This window comes from Flammeovirga sp. AWQ4_249, assembly GCF_056161045.1.
In genome coordinates, this window is the sequence record NZ_JBSWYJ010000013.1 from 62,839 (window position 1) to 87,463 (window position 24,625).

The window sequence follows — 24,625 nt, forward strand, 5'->3', positions numbered from 1 at the left end:
TGTAAGTATAATTTTTATACTTACAAAGGGTGGTCAAAGAAAAAACTACGTAATACCTTATGAAAGTTCAGCCTTTAAAGTTTCAATTTCATTGACTTTTGCAATTAATTCAACCGCACTTTTTACGTTCATTTTTTTCATAATGTTAAAACGATGTGTTTCTACAGTTCTAACACTTTTATTTAATATCTCAGCTATGTCTTTACTACTTTTACCGTGAATGACATGTTTTAATATTTCCTTTTCTCTTTTCGTTAAATCTACTTGAATACTTTCTGAAGAAGCTTTTTCTGGTTTTGGAGAAGAAGAACCTTGTTTCATGTTAAGATAACCTTCAACAAGTACTTTAGAAATATCACCACTAAAGTATTTTTTCCCTTCACTAACAGTTTTAATAGCTTTTAGAAATTCTTCACTATTTGAATCTTTTAATAAATATCCGCTAGCACCTTTTTCAGCAGCATCTAAAATGTATTCTGCATCATCATGCATTGATAGTATTAGTACTTTAGTAGATGGACTATAATTTTTGATTAATGAAGTGGCTTCGATACCATTCATAATTGGCATTCTAATATCAATGACCAATACATCTGGTTTTAGTTCCTTACAAAGGTCTAAAGCTTCTTGTCCATTAGCACCTTCGCCAATGACATTAATCTCATGACTATTTTCTAATAATAATTTAATTCCATTTCTGACCACAACATGATCATCTGTTAGTACTACTGAAATTTGGTTCATTAAAAATATTTTTTGATGTGAGTTATACTTCGCAATATATAAAAATTACTTAGTTATTCTCTAATAATAGGTACTTCTACTGAAATTGTTGTTCCTGAATCAACTTTTGAAGCTACTTGAATTTTTCCTCCTACGAAACCAGCTCTTTCTTCCATGTTTAAGAGACCATTTCCTCCACCATGTATTTGGAAGTTGTTGGTGTCAAAACCTCTACCATTATCTTTCACATCTATATATAATGTTTCAAAATCATGCTCAAGGTCTACGGTAATTTCTCCAGCCTCAGAATATTTGATTGCATTATTTACAGCTTCTTGAACAATTCTATAAATATTAGTTTCTATATGCTTTTCAAACCTTTCATTAAATTCTGACTTATTGTTAAATGTGACAGTCACATCAGATAATCTACTTGTTTCATTGGCAAACCTTGTCAAAACAGCATTAATTCCATAATCACCTAATGTGTTAGGAGAGAGGTTAAACGAAACTCTTCTTACTTCACGAATTATATTTTTAAGTAAATTTTTAGATTCTTTTAATTTTGTTGTTGATGACTTTTGAGCAGAGGTATCAATAGATTCTAAACTAAATTTAAGGGCAGTTAGTAATTGTCCAATACCATCATGTATATCTTTAGAAATTCTTCCTCTTTCTTCTTCTTGTCCTTTTAATATTAGGAGAGACCTTTCTTTCTGTGTTTCAATATGTTTATCAATTTCTTCCTGATTAATCTCTTTCGATCTTTCTTCTGCCTCTTTTTCTTCTGTAACATCTCTTCCTATTAATAATATACTTGGCTTTTGTGTATACATTAATGTAATCGTTACTTCAATCCATTTATAATCACCATCCGTATCTGTCAAATGTAAAGTGCCTATCCAAGTTTCATGATTGAGAGCGGTTTCGAATACCTCTTGTATCATTTCTTTTTTATACCCTTCATTGACTAACCAATCATAGATATTATCAGGGATTTCTTCTTTTTCTATTTTTAAAATGTCAAGTAAAGCTTCAGATATGAATGTGATTTTCCCCTCTGTGTTCGCTTTAGCAAGTAAAACATTTAGGTTTTCTTCATTATCTTTTGATTCTGATAAATACTGATAAGATTGGCCTAACGATCTATAAAGTTGATCTATCTCATGAATTTTCTCTTGATTGACCCTTTTTGCTTTTTCAAGTTCATCAAACGTTTTACGAATTCTTCTTGCGGTAGGACGAAATACATAACCTAATTCAAATAACAATAAGAATAATGTAATAATGAAAAGTACTAAAGATGTATTTTGAATGTCGTTTAATTTACTATTTGCATCCTCAGAGTAGACGCTTACTAATTGATCCATATTTGTTAAATAATAAGCCTCATTGGCTAAAATTTCATGGATTACATTTGGAGAGATTTCTTGATTATTCGATAAAAGTAGTTCAGTATTCTCAATGATTTTAGTATGAAAAATATCTGCTTTTTGATAAAGTTCTTGAGCTTTATTTTTATAAACTGAATTACTAATCGAATTATTATACTGCCCTAATTCTAAATGTGCTGTTTTCCATTCTGAAAGAGTAAGTTCAAGTTCATTGAAATAAGGACTGGTTTTATCTTTTTCTATTAATAATACACATTTCGTTAGTTTCTGACTGAGCATTCTTTGTTTACCCGCTTTATTTATTAAGTCAGCATCATCATTTTGTTTTTGAGAAAAAGTATGAAAAACGATTTGAGATAAACTTAAAAGTAAAATGATAGCTGTAATGGCTGAAAAATATAAAGTCCAAAGCTTTTTAAGACTCAGTTGTTCAATTTTAGCAGCTAGTGTAAAAGTATTTTTTGTTTGTTTCATAGTTCAAAAATGACATTTTCATCAATATCAATTTTGAATATACTGCAAAGGATAGAGGAAAAAAAATAATCTTATAAATGGGGTAGAGTAACTATAAATGTAGTTCCTTTATTTTCCTGACTTGTACATTCGACCGTTCCTTCCATTTCTTCCACATATTTTTTAACAATAGAAAGACCTATACCTGTAGATTTTTCACCTCCAGTTGGTCTTGGGCTTAAAGTTTGGAATTTCTGAAATAATTTCTTTTGATCTTCTTCTGAAAGCCCTGGTCCTTGATCTTCAATTTTAACTTGAACACCTTCTATTGTTTTTTCAATAGAAACAGTTATCTGAGTATTTTTAGGAGAGAACTTAATGGCATTAGAAATTAAGTTTTCATAGATCTGTATACAATGTTGTTTGTTGGCTTCAATGAGACCATCCGAAATTAATTGATAATCTAATTGTATATCTTTCATTTCTGCAGGGCCTGTAAAATCATTAATAATTGTACCCATAATATCAGAAACAGAGAAAATATCTTTTTCAGCTTCCTCAATTTCTTTGCTCTCTTTATTTTCAGAAACTCTAGCATCAAGGATATCTTCAATCATTTTATTCATCCTATGCATTGCATTAAGAGAACCTTGTATGCAAAGTTTTTCATCTTCATCAAGTGAAGTTTCATCAGTATTGAGCATACTCAATAAAGTAATAGAAGATGCTAAAGGGTTACGAAGATCGTGTGCTACAATCGAAAGAAGATGATTCTTTTCATTGTTAGCATTTTCTAATTCATGGTTTTTTTCTTCAATTAATTCCTTTTGTTCAATAATATGGTTATTCGCCTCTTGAAGTTGTTTTTTCTTCTCTTTAGTGTTGTGATATGTTTTTGCATTTTGAAGAGCGATACGAATATAGATCGCTAAGTTTCTCAGTAAATTGAGTTGGTAACTATCAAAAGCATTCGCTTCAAAAGATTGTATTGTAAATACACCTATTGGTTTTTTGTGTTTTGCCACCAATGGAATATAGATAATTGATTCTGTATTTTTACCTGCAATTGGCTGTAATACTTCTTTCACATAATTGCGGTGATCTGTGCTAAATTTTTGAATGAAAAACTCCTTTTTCTGATCAAAACTCATGACTGCCAATCGCATCTTATCTTTTAATGCAAATGATTGATCTTTGATCTTTTCATCATATTCATAAATATATGGAAAGTCTAAAGTATCCGTTTTTTCATTATATAAACCAATCCCAAAAACAGGTGTAGCAATAAGTATATTAATACTTTTATAGGCAGTTTCTATAATATCTTCTAACGCTAATTTGGAGGTAATATCTCTTCCTATGCCACTCAGCATTTCTAAATCTTTATATGCCTTTTTAAGAGTTCTTGTTTGTTCGTCAATTTCTTGATTTTGAGTCTCTAACTTTTGATTAGATCGTTTGACTAAGTTATTAAAATGAAATAAAGTCACGACAAGTAATAACGTAAGTGAGAGTGTTACGACAAGAATGTTTCGAATAGTATTTTGTTGAGAAATTTCTAATTCTTTTTGAGTCAGACGTAGTAATCTAATTTCTGATTCAATTGTTAAAAGGCCAATTTCTCTTTGTTGGTTTTTTAAAGTATCAATTAATCCATCTTCTTGAATTGATAAATCCCATATCAAATCCGTAACTTTATCTCCTAAATATTTTCGAATTAATGTATTCGTTTCCATTCTAAATTGTGCATCTTCTGATACTTTACTTAGAGGTTGTATCCAAGATGATTTTTGAGGAACTGTAATCGCCAATCCTTGATTTTCTACCTGATAAAAAACCTGACGATGTAGTTTTAAACCTTTGGAAAGTGCATAGGCATAATTTGAAAGCTGTGTATAACCCCATACATCATTACCCGAAGCAATTTTATTAATCAATTCTTCAGAAGTTGAAATATATGAATATTCTAATGCAGGTAAATTACTAGTCTTCAACTTGACAAGGTTTCTTTCAAAAGTTGAATTTTTAATGGTGTATGCATGTAGAGATTGAAAGGCAGAGTTGAAATTTTCTATTTTCTGGAAAAGGGGGACATTTTCAGAGGAAACTATTATTTCAATATCCGGCATATAGCTAGGTAAGTAGCTAATATTTTGTTGTCTTTCATCAGTAATAGTAATACCAGACATCCCAAAATAACCATCGGGACTCGTTTTCATTTTAGAATAGAGTTCTTCCCAAGAATCTAAAGGGACCCATTTTATATTAATGACCGCTTGTAATTCTTTTCTTTGTCTTTTGATCATGTTAGAAAACATTTCATATTCGATTCCAGCCATTCCTCCAGTAGGTAAGGAATAGACAAATGGTTTGTTTTGAATATAAAAGACAGTAATATCTCCTTTTTTAGTAGTCTTAATTTGCTCCCAAGATGATTGTGCCATCAGTAAATTAGAAGACAAGAATAAAAGGAATATGAAAATGTATTTTGAAATGCTCATTATTAAATTGAATTGACAGCTTAAAATTATTCAATTCCCATTAATAAACCATGATTTTAAACAAGCATTCTTTAAACTCTGTTTGTATTTATTGAAAACTAATACTCCATTTATGTATTTTTTGAATGTATATTTACATTTTAAATAAACTTACAACGAACATACTTATTTTTATGGATTCCTTCGGTTTGTATCTACAGCTTGGTTTAGAACATATCACAGATGTAAAAGGATATGATCATATACTTTTTATTATAGCATTGATGGCTTCTTTTAGTTCACGTCATCTAAAACAAGTTTTGATATTAGTTACAGCCTTTACCTTAGGACATTCAATTACTTTAGCATTATCAACATTAGATATTGTAAGTATCAATCCTGAATTAATTGAAACATTAATACCTGTGACAATTATTATCGTTTGTATATCTAATTTATTTAATTTAAGTAATGAAAAGAGTAGACCTTCATATGTTTCCAAAAAGAGGCCTATTAAAAGATACTTTATAGAAGCAAGTTTATTTGGATTAATTCATGGTTTAGGGTTTTCGAACTACTTAAAATCTTTATTGGGAAGTGAAGAGCAAATCTGGGAACCATTATTAGCTTTTAACCTTGGTTTAGAATTTGGACAAGTGATTATTGTATTGATTTGTTTATTATTGAATGCTATTATGTTAAGATTAACGATGTGGCATCAAAGAGATTGGAATTTATTCTTATCAGGAGGGGCATTCTTATCAGCTATTATCATCATTGTAAGTTAGTTATTATGAGTAAGAAAGGAAGTAATTATAATAAAATCGTATCCTATCCCAAGACACCGGCATTCTTTGCTTTAGGCGTATTTGTATTTATTCTTCTTCTAATACTTATGGGAAGTGTTCGTTGGATAAGCATCGGAGGTATGGAATGGTATAAACTTCTATTGTTAGTTTCTACTTCTTTTCTAATGATTTTTATGTTTGTACGCATCATGTTTGCTTACAAGACTGTTACATTCCAAGGAAATTTGGTCATTGAAAAATATCCATTAAGACTTGGTGCTGAGGTTGAGTTAGATTTGCTAAAATACCTTTTATTCTGGGAGGAGAAGAAGAAAATAGTAAATAAGAAAGAGTTTGATATTTTAGTTATCCAAACAAAATTAGGTCAGCCAATTATCATTTCGAATCGAGAAATGACCAATTATAAAACAGTTCTGAATCTTATGAAGACAAGGTTTAAGAATTTCCATAAATCAAAAGTAAAATAGGGTAATTAATGCTTATTATATCACCTTATTTATAAAAAGAAGTCTTTTAAAAAGATCGTAATTTCATGAAGCTTATCAACGTAGGTCTTCATTGAATTATTAAGTAAATTATGGTTAGACAGAAGTCTATACCATATGATGAAAACTAAAACCCATTATTTACATCTCTTACTTTTCTTAATTAGCTTTTTATTTTTTGCTAATGAGCAGTTGTGGTATGTAGGTTACTTCCTCATTTCTGCTGATTTTTTTTACCTTTTGTTTTTGACAAAATCACCCTCTAAAAGATTAGATTTCTCATTACTAGAAAGATTGTACGATGAAGTTCTCTTATTTGATGCTGATTGGAAATTAAAATATTCAACAAGTCAAGAGTATTCTACAGGTGAGGGATTTTCTGAAAAATTTAAAGTTTCAAAAAAGATAATAGAAGTACTGAAATCAAAAATTTTTAATTCTACACAAAGTATTCAAAAATATGATTATCGATTTGAAGATTATATTTTCGAAATAAAAGCAACACCCTATTTCAATAATTCAGTCTTATTACTTCAAAAAAATATTTCTCGTTTAAAACAATCAGAAGAGAAGTTATCCCATATTAATCTTGAATTAGAGGAGATGCTTACGCTTAAGAAAAATGAATTAAACCTAAAGAAAGAAAAGTTTAAAACCATTTTTGATAAATCTTCAGATGCTTATTTTTTGTTAGATGAACATTTTAATATTTCATTATTTAACGAAAAAGTCAAAGCAATTTTTGGAGAACCCGATCAAGTTAACTTTTATGAATGGTTAAAAGTATTTTCTCCAGTCGAACAACCCAAAGGAGGAAAGTCTGACTTATTGTTTAAGTCCATGAAGAAAAGTTGTGACCTTCAAAAGGAACTAAGATTTGAATGGGTTTTTATTACAGAGAAAGGAGATGAATTTTCTACTGAGGTAAGTTTGACTTTGTTACCTTTAAATCAACAAACCGTCTATTTTATGATCATAAGAAATATGATGGGGCAGAAGAAGATTGAGGTAGAACTAAGAAAAAACCTAGAGAGGGAAAAGGAATTGAATGAAATGAGGTCTAAATTTATTTCCATGGCTTCTCATGAATTCAAAACTCCCTTGGCAACGATTATTACTAATATGGATATTATGGAGATGGCTTTGAAGAAAGCATCACTTAATTTCGAAGATATCAAAATTGGAAAATATATAGACCGGATGAGAGCTGAATCTTCTCGACTAAATATCTTAATGGATGAGGTATTACAGTTAGGTAAGATAGAAGCTGGAAAAACACCATTTACACCTCAAAGAGTAGATATTAGTCAATTTATAGATGAATATTTAAAGAAATATATTATTAGAATTACACCACAACAAACAATTAATCTGAATAAAAAAATAATGAGAGATGAGGTTTGGATTGATGTTAATTTAATTACTCATGTATTAGATAATCTTCTTTCTAATGCTGAAAAATACTCAGACGATGAGGTTTTTTTAAATGTGGAGACCACACAAGAAGGTTTAACTATTGAAGTCATTGATAAGGGAATTGGAATTCCACTTTCTGATTTTTCACATTTATTTGAATCATTTTTTAGAGCTAGTAATACCGGACATATTCAAGGAACGGGTTTAGGTTTAGTGATTGCAAAAGAGTTTGTTGAAATGCATGGAGGTGTAATTGTATGTGAATCCGAAGAGGGAGTAGGCACAAATTTTAGAATAGGAATTCCTATCAAAAGATAATTTATGAAGAAAGAAAACCCAGATTTAGGAAATGAATCTATCAAATCATTATTGATTAAGTTATCAGTTCCGGCAGGGACGGGGATGATGGTAATTGTCCTTTATCAAATGGTAGATACTTTTTTTATTGGTCGATGGGTTGGAGCACTTGGGATCGCAGGCATTTCAGTTGTCGCTCCATTGGTTATGCTAATTCAAAGTATTGGTATGGCAATTGGAATGGGTGGAGCATCGCTTATTGCAAGAGCATTAGGAGGTAATGATCCTAAAAGAGCTGTCAAAATTTTAGGTAATCAGACTGTATTGACAATTGTGTTAACTTTAATAGCTGTTTTCTTAGGGTTACTCTTTGAAGAAAAACTTTTAATTTTCTTTGGTGCCAATGGTAACATTTATTCCTATGCTCAAGAATATTATTCAATCGTCATTTGGGGAATGCCTTTTTTGACTTGGTCAATCATGAGTAATAATGGAATTCGTTCAGAAGGAAAAGCCAAAACAGCAATGATGGCGATGATTGTTCCTGGTGTTGTTAATATTATTCTAGACCCTGTTTTTATTGTCGTTTTTAATATGGGAATGAAAGGAGCAGCGATTGCTACTTTACTGTCTTATATTTTCGGTTTTCTATACATTATCCATTATTACATGTATAGAGATACTATTTTAAAATTTACAAGGGAAGCATTTGTATTGGATAAGCAAATTATAAGAGCGACTATGGCATTGGGAACTGCTTCTTTTGCTAGGCAAGGATCATCAAGCATTATTGCGATTATATTAAATCACCTTTTGTTTAATTATGGTGGAGAAATTAGTGTCGCTGTATATGGTATAATTAGTCGACTTTTCTTGATGGCAACCTTTCCAATTATTGGTTTGGCACAAGGTTTTCTTACCATTTGTAGTTTTAATTACGGAGCAAAAAACCTACAAAGAGTTAAAGATGTTATTTTCAAGACCATTAAATATGGTATAATAATGAATACAGCTATAGTAATTGTTGTTTTTGTATTAGATCATCAATTAGTTGGTTTTTTTACTGAAAATGAACAATTAATAGATCAAAGTATTCCAGCAATTTATGGAGTGATGTTATCAATGCCTATCATTAGTATTGGTATTATCTCAAGTATGTTTGCCCAATCGCTGGGTAAAGCAAAAGATGCTTTATTATTGACTTTAAATCGACAAGTTATCTTTCGAATCCCATTTGTTTTTGTGTTTTCTTACTTTTGGGGACTGACAGGTACATGGATTTCCTTTTTTGTCTCTGATTTATGTTCAATCTTAGTTTCAGGATTTTACATGAAAAATAAAATGAGTAGATTGACAAATTATATTCAAAAACATCAACCAAACAAGCATGAGTAAGATTAAAGATACCATCGTTCATGAAGTAAAAAAGACTTTTTTAGTAACACTATATTTTGCCATAGGATTTAATTTATTGGTTTTGTTAGTTGGTTTGATGGTTCAAGAAGTACATCTAAAAATAGGTTACTTTGGTGCTGCTACTTTCTCAGCCGCTTTAACTGGTAAAGTAGTTGTTATTCTAGAAACTGTTGGTATTGACCTCAAGTTAGGGCGAACTAAATTGATAAATATAGTGATTATGAAATCTCTACTTTATACAATTGTAATTTTCCTATCTATTGTTTTAGAAGATGTCATTAAAGGAATGGTTTCAGACGATTTATCCTTTAGAGAAGCTTTACATCATATAATCGAAAACTTTAATTCTCATCACTTCTGGGCTAGATGTATCTTTATGTTCGTTCTGTTTGGACTCTATCATTTCATTTTTGAAGTAGATAAATTTATGGGGACAACAGAATTGTTTGATATGGTTTTTTCAAGGTTTTATCATCCAAAGGAAAAAGAATTTGTAGCCTTATATATTCGTTGGAACTTTGGTGTAGAAGGGGTAGAGAATCAATTATTAGCCTTACAAGATTACACCCATAAAATCAATCAAGTTTTGCCTAAGTACAAAGGGACTATCTCTAGTTACGATTTAAATGGTGTTTTATGTCTTTGGGAAAATACAAAAGACCATGATCACTATGAGCAAGGAGTTTCCTTTTTCAGAGATTTATTACAAATGCCTGAGAATTTTAAAATTCAAAACTTGCGAGGAGGTATAAAAAAAGGGATTTTACTAGAAGCAGAAGTGGGAGGTTTTCTTAAGAAAGAAATATTAAGAACGGGAGAAATTTTAGATGAAGTTAGAGAAGCATCTATTCAAGAAATGGGTGTACCTTTGAAGGAGATATAATTAAAGATCCCTCCTGGAATATCATCAATTCTAGGAGGGACTTATTTTTTAATAAGAATTTTCATTACAATCTTCCTCTAATTTTTCAATTTCAATAGTAATGTGCTTAATCTTATCTTTTCTGATAAGAGATCGAACTTCTTTTTTAATTGTTGCACAGCTTCCCATATCTGTATCATTGCTTACAACAAGGTGTAGACTCATAATATTAAACTCACCATCCAACGACCACAAATGTAGATCATGGGCATCTACTACATTATCAATTTTAATTAATTCTTTAATAATTTCTTCTTGGTTTATATTTGCTGGTGCAGCTTGAAGGAAGATGGGTAACAATCCAAACAAGTTTTTGACAGCATTGAATAAAATAAAAGAAGCTATTCCTAAGGATAGAATTGGATCAATGATAGGGAAGTCAAAGAAGTTCATAACAATTGCCCCAATTAAAACTGCAACCCACCCTAATGTATCTTCTAACATATGAAGCATCATGACTCTTTGATTAGCAGAGTCTTTATTCCCAAATAATTTAAAAACAGCTGCTCCATTCACAATAACACCAATTACTGCCATAAACAACATTCCTTCAGCATTGACTTCTTCAGGATGCATCAAACGTGGAATGGTCTTAATTATGATTAATATAGAGCCAGATGTAAGGACAATGATATTGATGATAGCTGCTAATGTTGAATACCTTCTGTACCCATAAGTATACTTCGTATTCTCTTTTTTATTGGAAAATTTCTCAAAATAATAACCAACGCCTATGGCAAGTGTGTCACCTAAATCGTGAATTGCATCAGAAATAATAGCTACAGAGTTCGTATAGAAACCTCCTATGAATTCAAAAATTGTAAAAGAGAGATTTAGAAAAAAAGCCCAACCAATATTCTTTGTAGAGTTAGTGTGCTGACCATGAGAATGATGATGATGGTGATGATGTCCCATAATTCTTTAGGTTTAAGTTTTTTGAAAATGAATTTACCTTCATTTCATTTAAATATACAAAAAATTGTTACGCTATTAAATTGTATATATCTCACCGTTTGCTGATGAGCGAATTTTCGCATTTTGATTCTTTACGCTAAGCGAGAAAATTCATTTCTAAAAATTGCTATATGTGTCAAAAATACATTAATAAACCACCTCAAATTTGTGACTTTTTATTGTATAAATGTTAACTAAATGCTTGTTTTATAGCTATTTACATGTGTTTGAAATAGATCACCCCTTTTTAGTGATAACCATCACTAAAATAGATTTGAGCACCTAAGATATTTGTATCACTCACTAAGAGATAATCTTATAAACTTTCAAATTAAATGGGATATTCATCACCAAAAGAGATATTAAGTAATATCAGAGGAGGGGCACTTCAGAAAGGTAGTATGTCCATCCAGCAATTATTAGTCTTTGGATTTCTAGGCGGAGCATATGTAGCATTTGGCTTTTTACTTGCCATTATTGTTGGAGGAGGATCGCCAGGTTTAGGAGCAGAAAACCCTGGTATTCCGAAGTTCTTAATGGGGGCTGTATTCCCTGTAGGTCTCATCTTAGTGATTATAGCAGGAGCTGAATTATTTACTTCTAGTACTGCAATTATGACCGTATCTGTTTTTTCAAAAGACCAATCATGGCGAAAATTAGGTAAGGTTTGGACTTTTGGTTATTTAGGAAATTTCATTGGTTCATTATTCGTAGCCTATTTCTTAACAACGCTTACAGGTGTTGTAGATGGTGAAGTCTTCCATAAAGCACTTTTAGGAGTAGCTGAACATAAAGTAGGTAATCCTTTCTACAAGACTTTCTTTAAAGCAGTAGGGGCTAACTGGCTAGTATGTTTAGCAGTTTGGCAAGCATATGCTGCAAAAGATGTAATGGGTAAAGTAATTGGAATCTGGTTTCCTGTTATGACTTTTGTAACATTTGGCTTTGAACACTGTATTGCCAATATGTATGTGATTCCTGCAGCTATTTTCAATGGTGCAGAGATTACTTGGTCAGAATTTATTTTTACAAACCTTATTCCTGCCACAATTGGTAATATCGTAGGAGGTGTAGTGTTTGTAGGATCAATTTACTGGTGGATGTTTGTGAAGCCAGATATGGAAAAAGAAAATGCTCAACTTGAGAAAGAGCTTAACAGTAAAAAGATCGCTGGTTAAGATATTTTAAGTTGATTTAATTAATAAAACTAAATACTAACATCCACATGTGTATTATATACGTTTGTTGTTAGTGAAGATTGTGAAAAACGAAAATTTTAGAAAAATGGAAAACGCTGTATTAAACTCTCAGTTAAAAGGAACAAAATGGCAAAACGAAATAAACGTTTATGATTTTGTAGTAAATAATGTTACACCTTATTACGGAGACGCATCTTTCTTAGCGGAAGCAACTGAAGCGACGAAAAAGCTTTGGGATATCTGTTTAGCAGGTATGAAAGAAGAAAGAGCGAATGACGGTTGCCGTGATATTGATACAGATACAATCTCAACTGTAACTTCGCATAAAGCAGGTTATATCAATAAAGATTTAGAAACAATAGTTGGTTTACAAACAGATGAGCTTCTAAAAAGAGCGATGAAACCTTTCGGTGGATACAGAGTAGTTAAAAACGCTGTTGAAGAAAAAGGTAAATCTGTAAACCCTAAAGTAGAATATGTATTTAATTATGCTAAAGATCACAACAACCAAGTGTTCGCAGCATATGATAAAGAAATTAGAACATACCGTTCATTAGGTGTTTTAACGGGTCTTCCTGATAACTATGCACGTGGTCGTGTGATTGGTGATTACCGTCGTTTAGCACTTTATGGTACAGATCAGTTAATCGCTGCAAAGCAAGCTGATTTCAATAAAATTGAAAATGGTTTATTAGTAGGTTCTGGTGCTGATATCGCAATGAACATTCAATTACGTGAGGAGATTTCATCTCAGATCCAAGCATTAAAAGACATCGCTGAGATGGCTGCAATGTATGGTTTGGATGTAACTCGTCCAGCTGAATCTGCAAAAGAAGCTGTTCAAGCTGTTTACTTTGCTTATTTAGCAGCTGTAAAAGAACAAGATGGTGCAGCAATGTCACTAGGTAATGTATCTTCATTCTTAGATATTTATATCCAAAGAGACTTAGAAGCAGGTACAATCGATGAGGTTGAAGCGCAAGAATATATTGACCACTTCGTAATGAAATTACGTATGGTTCGTCACTTACGTCCAGGGGCTTATGATGAAATCTTTGGTGGAGACCCTACTTGGGTAACAGAAGCTATCGGTGGTCAATTCTCAGATGGTCGTACTAAAGTAACGAAGACTTCATTTAGATTCTTACAGACTCTTTATAATTTAGGAGCATCTCCAGAACCAAACTTAACAGTGCTTTGGTCAAAAGATCTTCCTCAAGGTTTCAAAGAATTCTGTTCTCAAGTATCTATTGATACATCATCTATCCAATACGAAAATGACGATTTAATGCGTCCTAATCGTGGTTCAGATGACTATGGTATTGCTTGTTGTGTATCTTACCAACATATTGGTAAAAGAATTCAATTCTTTGGTGCACGTACAAACTTACCAAAAGCATTATTGATGGCAATCAACTCTGGTCATGACGAAGTGAAAAACGTATTGACTGTTGATGGTATCGATTCAATGGCTAATGATGAGTACTTGGATTATGACAAAGTGATGACACAATTCAAGAGAACAATGAAAGAGGTTGCTCGTGTTTATGTGAAAACAATGAACATTATTCACTACATGCATGATAAGCACTATTATGAAAAAGCACAATTCGCATTCTTGGACACTAACCCAGGTATCGATATGGCTTATGGTGCAGCGGGTATCTCTATCATCGCTGACTCATTATCAGCAATTAAGCATGCAAAAGTAAAACCTATCCGTGATGAGAATGGATTAGCAGTTGATTTCCAAATCGAAGGTGACTTCCCTAAATACGGTAATGATATCGATGATGTGGATAACATTGCAAAAGAAATCACTCATATCTTCTTCACTGAGTTAGCAAAACATAAAACGTACCGTAACGCAGTACCTACTATGTCATTATTGACAATTACTTCAAACGTAATGTATGGTAAGAAAACTGGTGCTACACCTGACGGTCGTAAAGCAGGTGAGCCATTTGCTCCAGGTGCTAACCCAATGCACGGTCGTGATACTAATGGTGCTGTAGCTTCATTGAACTCTGTTGCAAAATTAGATTACAATGATGCTCAAGATGGTATCTCAAATACATTCTCAATCGTTCCTAAATCTTTAGGTTCTGATCGTGAAACTCAAGTGAAAAACCTTGTAACTATGATGGATGGTTACTTCGCTGAAGAAGGCGGTATGGCTCACCACTTGAACGTGAACGTATTGAACAGAGATACTTTAATGGATGCTTATGAAAATCCTGAGAAATATCCACAGTTAACAATCCGTGTTTCTGGTTACGCTGTGAACTTCATCAGATTATCAAGAGCTCACCAATTAGAAGTGATTCAAAGAACTTTCCACGAATCAATGTAATATTGATCTGGAAATAATGACCAATAAAAAAGGCTACTTCGTAAGAGGTAGCCTTTTCTTTTTGTACTTAATAAGTAACACTAAAAATATAATTTATTTCATCTGTCTGATTTCTTATATCTGTAGTTTTTATATCTAAATAATAAGTTACTTTACCCGTTAGATTTTCATTTGAATTAATGAGAAAATCTGTATTAAGAGTGGAAATAATATCTAATGGATACATTAAATTTTCACCATCTAAATTAATTGTACGACCAAATGACTGAATCAAACCGTTATCACTTCTAAAAGAATAAGTGACTGAACTTAGCCCTACATATTCTTCAAAAATACCATCGAATTGTATATTAACATTATCCTTTGTTCCTAATATATCAGTTAAATCAAACGCTACACCTTCTGTAACATCTTGAGAACTACCATCTATTAATACTTCATTTATTACTATTTCTGGAGCAATATCTTCTAATGCAACTAATGTGAAAGAAAATTCAGTAGCTTTTTCCCAATCTTGACCTTGATCTTTAACTTTGATTTTGACTTTAATAGAATCATCTACTTGAGCATTATGAGCATCAAACATATAATCAAGTGAGTTATCAAAAACGGGAATAAGATCTTTTTCTATTGCATTGTCCAAATCAAAGTATTTAGGATCATCAATAGTTGTCTCTACAAAATCATCTTCCACATGATCATATCTAACCACTTCTAATGAAGCAGAGTCCAATCCTCCTAAATCATAAAAAATCAAATTTTTCATGGAGAATAATTGTCCAGGATATAATTGGACCATTCTATCTTCTGGTATCGTAATATTAGAAGCTTCTTTATAGGATAAAAGAGTACTTGATTGATTGTCACAATTGATATCAATTATATATGTTGTAGTAGATGTATTACCATATGCATCTTGAATAATGAATTCCACTTCTAAATTATTATCTTCAAGATTCCTTGGTGCAAAAAACTCTTGCTTAAATAAATATTCAGAAGACAAACTTCCTATCCCAGATAAATCGTAATTATATTCATTTTCTCCCTTAAAATTTAATGTAATGTTATCTAGCGTTAAATTTTCTTGGATGACAGTTTTTAAAACAAACTTTTCACCAGCACATAAATTTTCAATTTCAATATTTTCATCGATAGGAGTCACCAAAGAAAAGCTTTTGATGACAGGTGCAGTTGAATCTGCTTCTATCCTAAAAAAACTGGTATCAACGGTTGTATTATTATTTTTATCAACATTTTTTACTATTAAAGCATATTCACCTGTAGCCACATATGCAGGAACTATAAGAGTAGTATCAAAATGGAAAAGCCTAGAATTAACATTTTGAAATGATTGTTCAAAATTAAAATCACCTAAAACTGAAGAAGAGGAAATATATTCCTTTGGGAAAAATGCAACTTGTGTTTCATGTATCAATGCATTATCTCTAAAAGTAACATCAAGATTTATTGAATCTTTATAAAAATATATTTTTCCGGTATCCGTATTATTTACCAAAGTGGGAAAAAACTCATCATCTAGGGTAATACATGAATTAAAAAAAGTAATCAAGATTAAGAAATAAGCTGATGCATGAAATTTCATAATAATGTTAGTTAGAAGAATATTTTGTGTAAGGATATGCCGTTTTGAATTTTTTTTGCAAAATATAAATAAAAAATTAAAATTTGTAAATATTTAAAGCTCTATTTATTGTCTCATCTTATGTTACAAATACTATTAAAATATAGGTATATTACAATAATAACGTTACCCTTATTATTCTTAACTACTTCTGTATTAGGTCAAAATTCATATGCTTCAGCTGGAGGTTCTATAGAAAATGAAAGTTTTCAAATAAGTTATTCTATTGGACAAATTTTTAATCAGCAGGCTGTTGGAGAGGATTTTATTCTTAATGAAGGTGTAAATGTACCTTATCAAATATTTGAGGTTAATGAAGAACCAACTTCAAATAAAGAATTTGATGATATAAAATTTGACATTTTTCCAAACCCTTTTGTAGATGAAATTTCATTGAAAACAACTTCTCCTAATAAGTTGAAGGCACGCTTATTTAATCTTAAAGGCGAAGAACTAATAGATGTTTTTGAATTTAGTTTTAACGCTCAATTTTCATTAAGTAATAAACCTTCAGGTGTCTATTTTATTCAGGTTTTTAATAATGACATCTCAAGGACATTTAAAATTATAAAGAATTAATTTACCTGTTTAGGTCTAACATATCATATACACTTCCCAATATTTTTTTAATGAAAAAGCTATTATTTATTCTACTTATTCTCTTAACTGCTGAGATAAGTTTTGCCCAAATACCTCATTATATGAGTTACCAAGCAGTTGTTAGAAATACAAACAATGAACTGATAGCAAACCAAACTGTAGGTATTAAAATAAGTATCTTAAGAGGTAGCTCTTCTGGTTTGTCAGTGTATGAAGAACTTCATTTTCCTAGTACAAATAGCCATGGTCTAGTTACAATCGCAATTGGTAATGGGGAGAGTACTATGGGCTCATTTTCACAAATTAGTTGGGGAGAAGATGTCTATTTTATTAAAACAGATATAGATCCTTATGGTGGTGAAGGTTATACTATTTCAACTACAAATCAACTGATGAGTGTACCTTATGCATTGTATGCGGAAACTTCGGGTACAGCTTCAAATGGAAATGATGGGAAAGATGGTCGTGATGGTGTTGGAATTGCATCCACTACATATGAAGGAGAGGGGGTGTTTAGATTTAACTTTACTGATGGTTCATGGTATACGACCCCTAATCTTCAAGGGCAAAATGGAATGTCTGCTTATGAATTAGCGACAAGTTTAGGATTTGTTGGTACTGAAAATGATTGGATAGCTTCCTTACAAGGTATTCAAGGAGTGCAAGGAGAACAGGGTATTCAAGGTATCCAAGGAGAACAAGGAGAGCAAGGTATTCAGGGAGAACAAGGTATTCAAGGAGAGGTTGGTCCTCAAGGTCCTCAAGGAATTCAAGGTGAAATTGGTCCACAAGGAGATACAGGCCCTGCTGGAGCACAAGGTATCCAAGGAGTAGCAGGCCCTCAAGGTCCTAAAGGTGACACAGGTGCTCAAGGTGTAATAGGTCCTCAAGGTCCACAAGGTGATCCAGGAACTTCCGTAGCAATAAAAGGAAGTGTTGCTGACCCTTCAGGTTTAAGTGCTATAATTTCACCTTTAAATGGAGATGGTTACATTGACAATTCAACAGGAGATTTATATGTATATGATGGTGCTAGTTTTGTTAATGTTGGAACAGTTAGAGGACCAGAAGGTCCAGTTGGTCCTGCAGGTACTCAGGGAGTTGATGGTGCCTCTGCTTATGATGTTTGGGTTGCACAAGGGAATTCAGGTACAGAAAGTGATTTTCTTCAAAGTCTTGAAGCAACAAATACTAACCTTTCAGAAAGTGAAGTAGATACATATGTCTCTAACAATGGTTATATTGTAAACCCAGGTAGCGAAAGTGCTAATCATGTTTTAAGTACTGATGGAAGTGGTAACCTTTCTTGGATCACTCCAACATTATCAAACTTATCTCTTGACGCAGGAAATCAAGTGATAAACAATGTTCTAACTCCTGCTTCAGATCTACAAGCTGCCAATAAATTTTATGTTGATTATACTGCTACAAATAGCATTGATTATAATAACTTGTTAAATAAACCTACTCTTATAACAGGTGTTCAAGGTGGGAAGGGTATGACTGGTACTATTACTTCAGGTGCTGGGACATTAGATGTTGACGCAGGTAGTGGGTTAAAGTTTAATGGGAATCAATTACAATTAGGAGGAGAATTAAGTGGAAATACTGAAATATCTACACCATCCGCTAATTTCACTGTTAATTTAAAAGATACAGGTAGCTTTGGTGTAACGAGTACTACCGAATCTTATCCTTTTTATGTTCATCCTCGAGGTGATATAGGTATTGGAACAAATGCCCCCACAAATCATGGTACTAGACATCTACACCTTCATGAAACTAGTTCTAATGGTGTTTGGCAAACTTTCTCAAACACAACTACAGCTTCCTCAAATAAAGGCCTATTGATAGGAATAGATAATTCTGAACAAGCTGTTTTCAATAACAAGAGTACTTCATCAATGATCTTTGAAACCAGTGATTTGGAGAGAGTTAGAATCACATCAATTGGAAATGTTGGAATAGGTACTAATGACCCTAAAAAGCCATTAGATATAGTTGGACAAGTAAGATTGAGGTATGGTAACCCTGGTACAGGTAGATTCTTTATTTCTGATGATGATAATGGCGATGCTAGATGGACAAGTTCAATTATAGAAAAAGGAGGTGATATAGGAATTGGTACAAATGACCCTCAATCTAAGTTAGATGTCAATGGTCAAATTCGTATGCGTGGAGACGATCCAAAAACAGGAAAAGTATTGTTTTCTTCTGATGATAATGGAACTTCGGAATGGTCTGATGACCTCTATTTAAAAGGAGCTGATATCGGCTTTGGTACTAATAACCCAGATGGATCAGGCAATAGAAACTTTCATATTCATAGTAGTAGTGGTGATGTTTGGACTACTTACTCAACGAATAATAAAAAGTTACTAGTCGGTATGACAAATGGAGGTGCAGCTCAATTTAGAGCTCATGACGGTGGTTCAATAGTTCTTGAAACTTCTGACAATAACGGTAAATTAAAAGTTTCAGGTGGTCGAGTTAGAGTAGAACAGGGTTCTTCAGGTGTTAATGATGATGGACTTCTTATTAATCGTGACGACTCTGGAGGAGATCGTAATTGGGTTTTTTATATTGATGGTGATGGAAATTTACAGATGAGGACACAAAAAGATGGTTCTTCACTAAGTAAAATACTAGAATTTAGAACTGGAGATGTAGATGGAGAAGATCCAGGAATAAGAATAGATGGTCATCTTATTGCAGATGGAGCTGTAATTGATGGTACTAATTATTCAGATAGACGTCTAAAAGAAAACATAGATACATTAAAAACTACTTTAGATGATATTATGCAATTAGGGGTGTACTCTTACAACTACATCAAAGATGCTGATAGCGTAAGACATTATGGTTTTATGGCACAAGAAGTAATGCAGTATTTTCCAGAAAATGTATGGGTCGCTGATAAAGAAGGGCATTATGCTCTAAATTATAAGCACATGGTACCTGTTGTCACAAAAGCTATTCAAGAACAACAACAAATGATTGAAGAGCTTCAAAAAGAAAATGAACTATTAAAATCGGAAAATACATCACAAGAGGAAAGAATTAAGAATTTAGAAGCGAAGATTGAAAGTAACAATGTAAAAGATGAAAAAGTAAACCTTCTTCTTTTACAGTTGGAAGCAAGACTTCAACAACTAGAAAATGAAAGGTCATCTGAAAAGGAAAATATTAAACTATCAGAGAATGGTATAGAATAACCTAATTCTATTTTGATATAGAATTATTTAAAGGGAAACACCTACTTATAGGCTACTTCTAAAAATGAGGTAGCCTTTATTTTTTCATTTATAAGGTATTTATTCGTGTACATGAAAATAAAATTACTCATTTAGCCAAAAAGAAATTTAGATTATTATTAAATAAAAATTAAATTGCTATACGATTTTTAAAACAACCTTAAATAAACAAATAACACAATAAACACACTATGGAAGAAGTTTATATAATCTCTGCTGTACGTACTCCAATCGGTAGTTTTGGAGGTGTTCTGTCTTCATTTTCAGCAACAGAACTTGGTTCTTTTGCTATAAAAGGAGCATTGGAGAGAGCAGGAGTGGATACTTCAGAGGTCAACGAAGTGTACATGGGTAATGTAATTTCATCTAACTTAGGTCAAGCACCAGCAAAGCAAGCGGCATTAGGTGCTGGTATTGGAAATGATGTGCCATGTACTACTATCAATAAAGTTTGTTCATCTGGAATGAAAACAATCATGCTCGGTGCACAATCTATCATGTTAGGTGATAACGATGTTGTAGTAACAGGAGGGATGGAGTCAATGTCTAATATCCCATATTATATTCCTAAAGGAAGATATGGCTACGGTTATGGTCATGGTCAAATGTTAGATGGATTAGTTCGTGATGGCCTTGCTGATGCATATAACAATCAACCTATGGGACTTTGTGCTGATGCCACTGCCGAGCGCTGTGAAATCTCACGAGAAGAACAAGATGAGTTTGCAATTAATTCCTATAAAAGAACAGCTATGGCTACAGGAGATGGTCTTTTTAAAGATGAGATTATACCTGTAAGTGTTCCTCAACGTAAAGGTGATCCAATCGTTGTTAGTGAAGACGAAGAATTTAAAAAGGTGAAATTTGAAAAAATTCCATCATTAAGAGCAGTATTTTCAAAAGAAGGTACAGTCACTGCAGCTAATGCTTCAACAATTAATGATGGAGCCGCTTCAGTAGTTTTAGCGAGTAAAAGTGCAGTAGAACGATTAGGATTAAAACCTTTAGCTAAAATTGTATCTTTTGCGGATGCATCAAAAGAGCCAGAGTGGTTTACTATTGCACCTCCTGTTGCTGCTGAGAAAGCACTTAAAAAAGCAGGTCTATCAAAAGATCATATTGATTTCTTTGAAGTGAATGAAGCATTTTCTGTCGTTACTCTTGCTTTTGCTAAGGAGCTTGGGCTTCCTTTAGATAAAGTAAATGTCCATGGTGGAGCAGTTTCGATGGGACATCCATTAGGAGCTTCTGGAGCTAGAATTATGGTTACATTAAATGGAGTTCTCCAAAAACAAAGTGGATCAATTGGTCTTGCAGCTATTTGTAATGGAGGAGGAGGAGCCTCAGCAATGATTATTGAGAAATTATAATTATAATTTGAATTAAAAATTAAGAGTTAAAAATGAAGAACTGTCATATTATCATGTTTTTCATTTTTAACTCTTAATTCTTAACTCTAGAATGCTTCAGTCATATTAAAATATACTAGACTTTGTCCAGCGATTGGATCTTGACCGAAATCGATTCTAAAATTCATTCTTGGTTGTACTTCAATTCTTAAACCAGCACCGTAGTTTGGCAAGACACCTCCAGGGTTGTAAATTTCAGGTCCTATCATACCGACACCTCCCCAAACAGCAAAACCTAAGCGATTCAATAATTTACTCTTTGAGTTAAACATATGTCGGTATTCTGCCATTGCATAGCCCATTGAATTATCTCTATATTGTCCTTGGTAATATCCTCTCAAATCAAATGGAGAACCAATCATAGACATTTCGGTAAAAGGAACATCTCCATAAGTTGTTCTGATTTTTGCTGTCCAAGCTAATACTCTTCTTTTACCTAAAAAAGGTAATAATTTGTATTGTCGATATTCAGCAGCAAAGAATCCCCATTGTGATGCAGATCCTAGCCATTTATCATAATATCTTGCATTGACATCAAAAAAGATCCCAGACCATGCATTGGCAGGTATATCTCTAGTGTCATATGATAACTCAAAACCAATACCTACATTAAAGAATTTAGTTCCATCATCACCTCCACCTAGAAAATCAGCAGTCTGTTCTTGATAAACAGGATCATTCGCCATTCCGGCAGCAACATCTTCAATTTGTCGATAAGTAAAATCATAAGACGGCCCTAAGAAGAAATCTGAATCACCCAATCGGAATAAAAATGAACCATATGTTAGAGCGGAGTTCATAAAATATTCAGTGGTACTATCACTTCTTACTTGATTTTTATTATTATCGAAACCAACTCCATAATAGTTATTAAGGTTGTTCAAGTATTGTACTTGACCAAAATATCTAAATTTATCATGATTAAAGAATAGTTGGGGCTTAATTAATAAGTTGAAACCACCTGAACTTAACCAAGCACCTGCAATAGGTACTACAGATCGATTCATCTCCTTATCAGTAGTATCAGTTGAAAATGTAAATAACATACTAACACCGATAAGAAAGCCATAATCGGGCGTATAACCTGGCCCACCAAGTATACTAAAACGTATATTCTTTTTTTCTTTTTCCTCTTTTCGATGAAGCTTTTTCAGGATCCTAAGAGAATCCTTTGATATTTCTGCACTATCAGACATTGTAATATTTTGTCCGATATTTTGTTGACCCATTGCCGAAAATTGAAAACAAAGGATGAGTGAGAATATGGAAAGTATTTTTATGAAATTAGATTTCATTTGATTAATCGAGTATAATAAACAGCAAACAGTATCTATCTTTTAGTAATAGATTAATATTCATTAGATAGTCCTATTAGATTATCATCATCAAACATAATGAAAAAGTATTACTAAAATAAAATACAGCTATAATAATTATAGGTTATAGACCTAAAGTGACACAAAAGGTTTAAATCATGCAGTAAAATATATATTTATTAACTAAAAAAGGTCCCCACAAAGTGAAGACCTTTTTAATTCCTTTAATAACCCAAAAACTATTTCTTATTGCTGTTTTCAGTTACTAAATAATTAATTTTTTATTAAATAATCAAGAAAAAATGTAATTATTACAATTATATTACTCTATAAATATATAACTACCTGATTGTCAATTGAAAATAAAGTCACTTTTCTCTAAAAAAAAGTGACTTTAATATTTTATTTAAAAAATCTTCTTACATTGAAGCATATAAGTTCAATTCTAATTCAACTTCATCGTGAATAACTTTATCACCAAGATCTTTGAATACAGAACCAGATTTATACTTGATGTCATATTGAGTACGATCAAATACAATATCAGCCATAGCATGTAATTTACCATCATGGTTCATGATATGTGCAGGGAAAGAAACTGTCTGTGTAATACCTTTGATAGTAAGGTCGCCTTCAACATTTACAACACCTTCGTCAGTTCCTTCTGTGATTTTGTTTACTTTGAAAGTAACAGTAGGGAACTCAGCAGTATGGAAGAAGTCTTGGCTTTCTAAGTGTCCTTTCAATTTGCCATTACCTTCTTTTTCTACTGGAATATCATCTACAGTAATAGTTGTCATATCTACTGTAAAATTACTAGCAGGATCAATTTGACCTTCTTTAATTGTAACAGTTCCTTCTGATAATTTTAATTTACCATAGTGCTCACCAGTGACTTTTTTACCAGTCCATTTGATAAAACTTTTTTCAACATCGACTTTATAGTCACCATCTGCAAATGCCATATCACCATCTTTGTGACTATGACCGTGATCGTGTGAATGACCTTCATCGTGAGAATGTGAATGTGTTTCTTCTTTTGACTCAGATTTTTGGCCACAAGAAATAAAACCAATCATAAGAATGGCTGATAGAATAAAACTTAAAGTTGGAAATTTCATAATAAAAAAATTGTTGTGTTTAATTTGCTACTTTTTCAACAGTGATTACATTAGGGTACATAGAAAGAAATGGAATTCTAAATCCTACTACACTAAAATCATATGTTTGACCATCTTGAATTTTGGCATAAACATCAGAAGAGTTGAATTTAAACCAAATCCAAGTATCTGTGTTTTCAAAAGTATGCGGTTTATCATTAGCGTCTAGAGTATAAATAAGATACTTATCAACGTTTTGTTCTTTACTTTTCGTTGAGGTTCTTGCTCTTTCAGTTTTGTTGACTGTTGCTCGTATAGTTCTTCTATTGACTTTCGGAAACAGCCATATTAGAAATATAAATAATATGCCAACTATACCGATATAAAGAAATTTTTTCATTTT

18 protein-coding genes are annotated in these 24,625 nt (G+C 32.2%); 10 read left to right on the forward strand and 8 right to left on the reverse strand.

All coding sequences use genetic code 11. The features are described 5' to 3' along the window. Positions 1-57: 57 nt before the first annotated feature. The 3 genes from ACXAHM_RS12000 to ACXAHM_RS12010 all read right to left on the reverse strand — a co-directional run bounded on the left by ACXAHM_RS12000 (position 58) and on the right by ACXAHM_RS12010 (position 5,014). Positions 58-744 (reverse strand): response regulator, encoded by a 687-nt coding sequence (locus tag ACXAHM_RS12000; protein WP_474960682.1) that lies wholly within the window; start codon positions 742-744, stop codon positions 58-60. Between the two features lie 53 nt (positions 745-797). Further along, a complete protein-coding gene (locus ACXAHM_RS12005; protein ID WP_474960683.1) occupies positions 798-2,591 on the reverse strand; it encodes a sensor histidine kinase in 1,794 nt (597 codons plus the stop codon). Positions 2,592-2,662: 71 nt separating this feature from the next. Next, positions 2,663-5,014, reverse strand: a complete 2,352-nt coding sequence (locus ACXAHM_RS12010) for an ATP-binding protein (RefSeq protein ID WP_474960684.1) — start codon at positions 5,012-5,014, stop codon at positions 2,663-2,665. 230 nt (positions 5,015-5,244) lie between these two features. Between ACXAHM_RS12010 and ACXAHM_RS12015 the strand changes: the two genes are divergently transcribed. From ACXAHM_RS12015 to ACXAHM_RS12035, 5 genes are all read left to right on the forward strand, one after another. Further along, positions 5,245-5,838 (forward strand): HupE/UreJ family protein, encoded by a 594-nt coding sequence (locus tag ACXAHM_RS12015; RefSeq protein WP_474960685.1) that lies wholly within the window; start codon positions 5,245-5,247, stop codon positions 5,836-5,838. Positions 5,839-5,843: 5 nt separating this feature from the next. Further along, positions 5,844-6,326 (forward strand): hypothetical protein, encoded by a 483-nt coding sequence (locus ACXAHM_RS12020; protein WP_474960686.1) that lies wholly within the window; start codon positions 5,844-5,846, stop codon positions 6,324-6,326. Positions 6,327-6,461: 135 nt separating this feature from the next. Further along, positions 6,462-8,078 carry a sensor histidine kinase gene (locus tag ACXAHM_RS12025; protein ID WP_474960687.1) on the forward strand — a complete coding sequence of 539 codons (1,617 nt, stop codon included), beginning with the start codon at positions 6,462-6,464 and terminating at the stop codon, positions 8,076-8,078. Between the two features lie 3 nt (positions 8,079-8,081). Further along, positions 8,082-9,452 carry an MATE family efflux transporter gene (locus ACXAHM_RS12030; protein WP_474960688.1) on the forward strand — a complete coding sequence of 457 codons (1,371 nt, stop codon included), beginning with the start codon at positions 8,082-8,084 and terminating at the stop codon, positions 9,450-9,452. After that, the gene (locus tag ACXAHM_RS12035) at positions 9,445-10,356 is read left to right on the forward strand and encodes a hypothetical protein (protein ID WP_474960689.1); all 912 of its coding nucleotides are present in this window, start codon (positions 9,445-9,447) and stop codon (positions 10,354-10,356) included. Before ACXAHM_RS12030 ends, ACXAHM_RS12035 begins: the two co-directional genes overlap by 8 nt. Positions 10,357-10,404: 48 nt before the next feature. Here the strand turns inward: ACXAHM_RS12035 and ACXAHM_RS12040 are convergent, their stop codons facing one another. Next, the gene (locus ACXAHM_RS12040; RefSeq protein ID WP_474960690.1) at positions 10,405-11,310 is read right to left on the reverse strand and encodes a cation diffusion facilitator family transporter; all 906 of its coding nucleotides are present in this window, start codon (positions 11,308-11,310) and stop codon (positions 10,405-10,407) included. 374 nt (positions 11,311-11,684) lie between these two features. Between ACXAHM_RS12040 and ACXAHM_RS12045 the strand changes: the two genes are divergently transcribed. Then, complete coding sequence (locus tag ACXAHM_RS12045) at positions 11,685-12,527, forward strand: formate/nitrite transporter family protein (protein ID WP_474960691.1); 843 nt, start codon at positions 11,685-11,687, stop codon at positions 12,525-12,527. A 106-nt stretch (positions 12,528-12,633) separates the two neighbouring features. Next, positions 12,634-14,901, forward strand: coding sequence for a formate C-acetyltransferase (pflB, locus tag ACXAHM_RS12050; protein ID WP_474960692.1), 2,268 nt, complete (start codon positions 12,634-12,636; stop codon positions 14,899-14,901). A gap of 67 nt (positions 14,902-14,968) precedes the next feature. On the opposite strand, the gene ACXAHM_RS12055 is transcribed toward pflB, so the two are convergent. Further along, entirely contained in the window at positions 14,969-16,504 is a 1,536-nt protein-coding gene (locus ACXAHM_RS12055) for an Ig-like domain repeat protein (protein WP_474960693.1), read from the reverse strand. Positions 16,505-16,624: 120 nt separating this feature from the next. Here ACXAHM_RS12055 and ACXAHM_RS12060 point away from each other — a divergent pair, with 120 nt between their 5' ends. The 3 genes from ACXAHM_RS12060 (at position 16,625) to ACXAHM_RS12070 (ending at position 21,767) form a co-directional block, all read left to right on the forward strand. Then, positions 16,625-17,122 carry a T9SS type A sorting domain-containing protein gene (locus ACXAHM_RS12060; protein ID WP_474960694.1) on the forward strand — a complete coding sequence of 166 codons (498 nt, stop codon included), beginning with the start codon at positions 16,625-16,627 and terminating at the stop codon, positions 17,120-17,122. A 50-nt stretch (positions 17,123-17,172) separates the two neighbouring features. Next, positions 17,173-20,358 carry a tail fiber domain-containing protein gene (locus tag ACXAHM_RS12065; RefSeq protein WP_474960695.1) on the forward strand — a complete coding sequence of 1,062 codons (3,186 nt, stop codon included), beginning with the start codon at positions 17,173-17,175 and terminating at the stop codon, positions 20,356-20,358. Between the two features lie 230 nt (positions 20,359-20,588). Further along, entirely contained in the window at positions 20,589-21,767 is a 1,179-nt protein-coding gene (locus tag ACXAHM_RS12070; RefSeq protein WP_474960696.1) for an acetyl-CoA C-acyltransferase, read from the forward strand. 86 nt (positions 21,768-21,853) lie between these two features. Here ACXAHM_RS12070 and ACXAHM_RS12075 read toward each other — a convergent pair whose 3' ends face one another. From ACXAHM_RS12075 to ACXAHM_RS12085, 3 genes are all read right to left on the reverse strand, one after another. Beyond that, positions 21,854-23,035: a BamA/TamA family outer membrane protein gene (locus ACXAHM_RS12075; RefSeq protein WP_474960697.1), complete on the reverse strand. Its 1,182-nt coding sequence runs from the start codon at positions 23,033-23,035 to the stop codon at positions 21,854-21,856. A gap of 506 nt (positions 23,036-23,541) precedes the next feature. After that, entirely contained in the window at positions 23,542-24,243 is a 702-nt protein-coding gene (locus ACXAHM_RS12080) for a YceI family protein (protein ID WP_474960698.1), read from the reverse strand. Positions 24,244-24,262: 19 nt separating this feature from the next. Further along, positions 24,263-24,622, reverse strand: a complete 360-nt coding sequence (locus ACXAHM_RS12085) for a DUF1523 family protein (protein ID WP_474960699.1) — start codon at positions 24,620-24,622, stop codon at positions 24,263-24,265. Positions 24,623-24,625: the final 3 nt, after the last annotated feature.

Bases quoted from the DNA above. Each gene is read 5' to 3' on its own strand.
- ACXAHM_RS12015 (WP_474960685.1), top strand. From the start codon at position 5,245: ATGGATTCCTTCGGTTTGTATCTACAGCTTGGTTTAGAACATATCACA.
- ACXAHM_RS12025 (WP_474960687.1), top strand. From the start codon at position 6,462: ATGATGAAAACTAAAACCCATTATTTACATCTCTTACTTTTCTTAATT.
- ACXAHM_RS12070 (WP_474960696.1), top strand. From the start codon at position 20,589: ATGGAAGAAGTTTATATAATCTCTGCTGTACGTACTCCAATCGGTAGT.
- ACXAHM_RS12020 (WP_474960686.1), top strand. From the start codon at position 5,844: ATGAGTAAGAAAGGAAGTAATTATAATAAAATCGTATCCTATCCCAAG.
- ACXAHM_RS12080 (WP_474960698.1), bottom strand. From the start codon at position 24,243: ATGAAATTTCCAACTTTAAGTTTTATTCTATCAGCCATTCTTATGATT.
- ACXAHM_RS12005 (WP_474960683.1), bottom strand. From the start codon at position 2,591: ATGAAACAAACAAAAAATACTTTTACACTAGCTGCTAAAATTGAACAA.
- ACXAHM_RS12035 (WP_474960689.1), top strand. From the start codon at position 9,445: ATGAGTAAGATTAAAGATACCATCGTTCATGAAGTAAAAAAGACTTTT.
- ACXAHM_RS12000 (WP_474960682.1), bottom strand. From the start codon at position 744: ATGAACCAAATTTCAGTAGTACTAACAGATGATCATGTTGTGGTCAGA.
- ACXAHM_RS12040 (WP_474960690.1), bottom strand. From the start codon at position 11,310: ATGGGACATCATCACCATCATCATCATTCTCATGGTCAGCACACTAAC.
- pflB (WP_474960692.1), top strand. From the start codon at position 12,634: ATGGAAAACGCTGTATTAAACTCTCAGTTAAAAGGAACAAAATGGCAA.
- ACXAHM_RS12055 (WP_474960693.1), bottom strand. From the start codon at position 16,504: ATGAAATTTCATGCATCAGCTTATTTCTTAATCTTGATTACTTTTTTT.
- ACXAHM_RS12075 (WP_474960697.1), bottom strand. From the start codon at position 23,035: ATGGGTCAACAAAATATCGGACAAAATATTACAATGTCTGATAGTGCA.
- ACXAHM_RS12060 (WP_474960694.1), top strand. From the start codon at position 16,625: ATGTTACAAATACTATTAAAATATAGGTATATTACAATAATAACGTTA.
- ACXAHM_RS12030 (WP_474960688.1), top strand. From the start codon at position 8,082: ATGAAGAAAGAAAACCCAGATTTAGGAAATGAATCTATCAAATCATTA.
- ACXAHM_RS12065 (WP_474960695.1), top strand. From the start codon at position 17,173: ATGAAAAAGCTATTATTTATTCTACTTATTCTCTTAACTGCTGAGATA.
- ACXAHM_RS12045 (WP_474960691.1), top strand. From the start codon at position 11,685: ATGGGATATTCATCACCAAAAGAGATATTAAGTAATATCAGAGGAGGG.
- ACXAHM_RS12085 (WP_474960699.1), bottom strand. From the start codon at position 24,622: ATGAAAAAATTTCTTTATATCGGTATAGTTGGCATATTATTTATATTT.
- ACXAHM_RS12010 (WP_474960684.1), bottom strand. From the start codon at position 5,014: ATGGCACAATCATCTTGGGAGCAAATTAAGACTACTAAAAAAGGAGAT.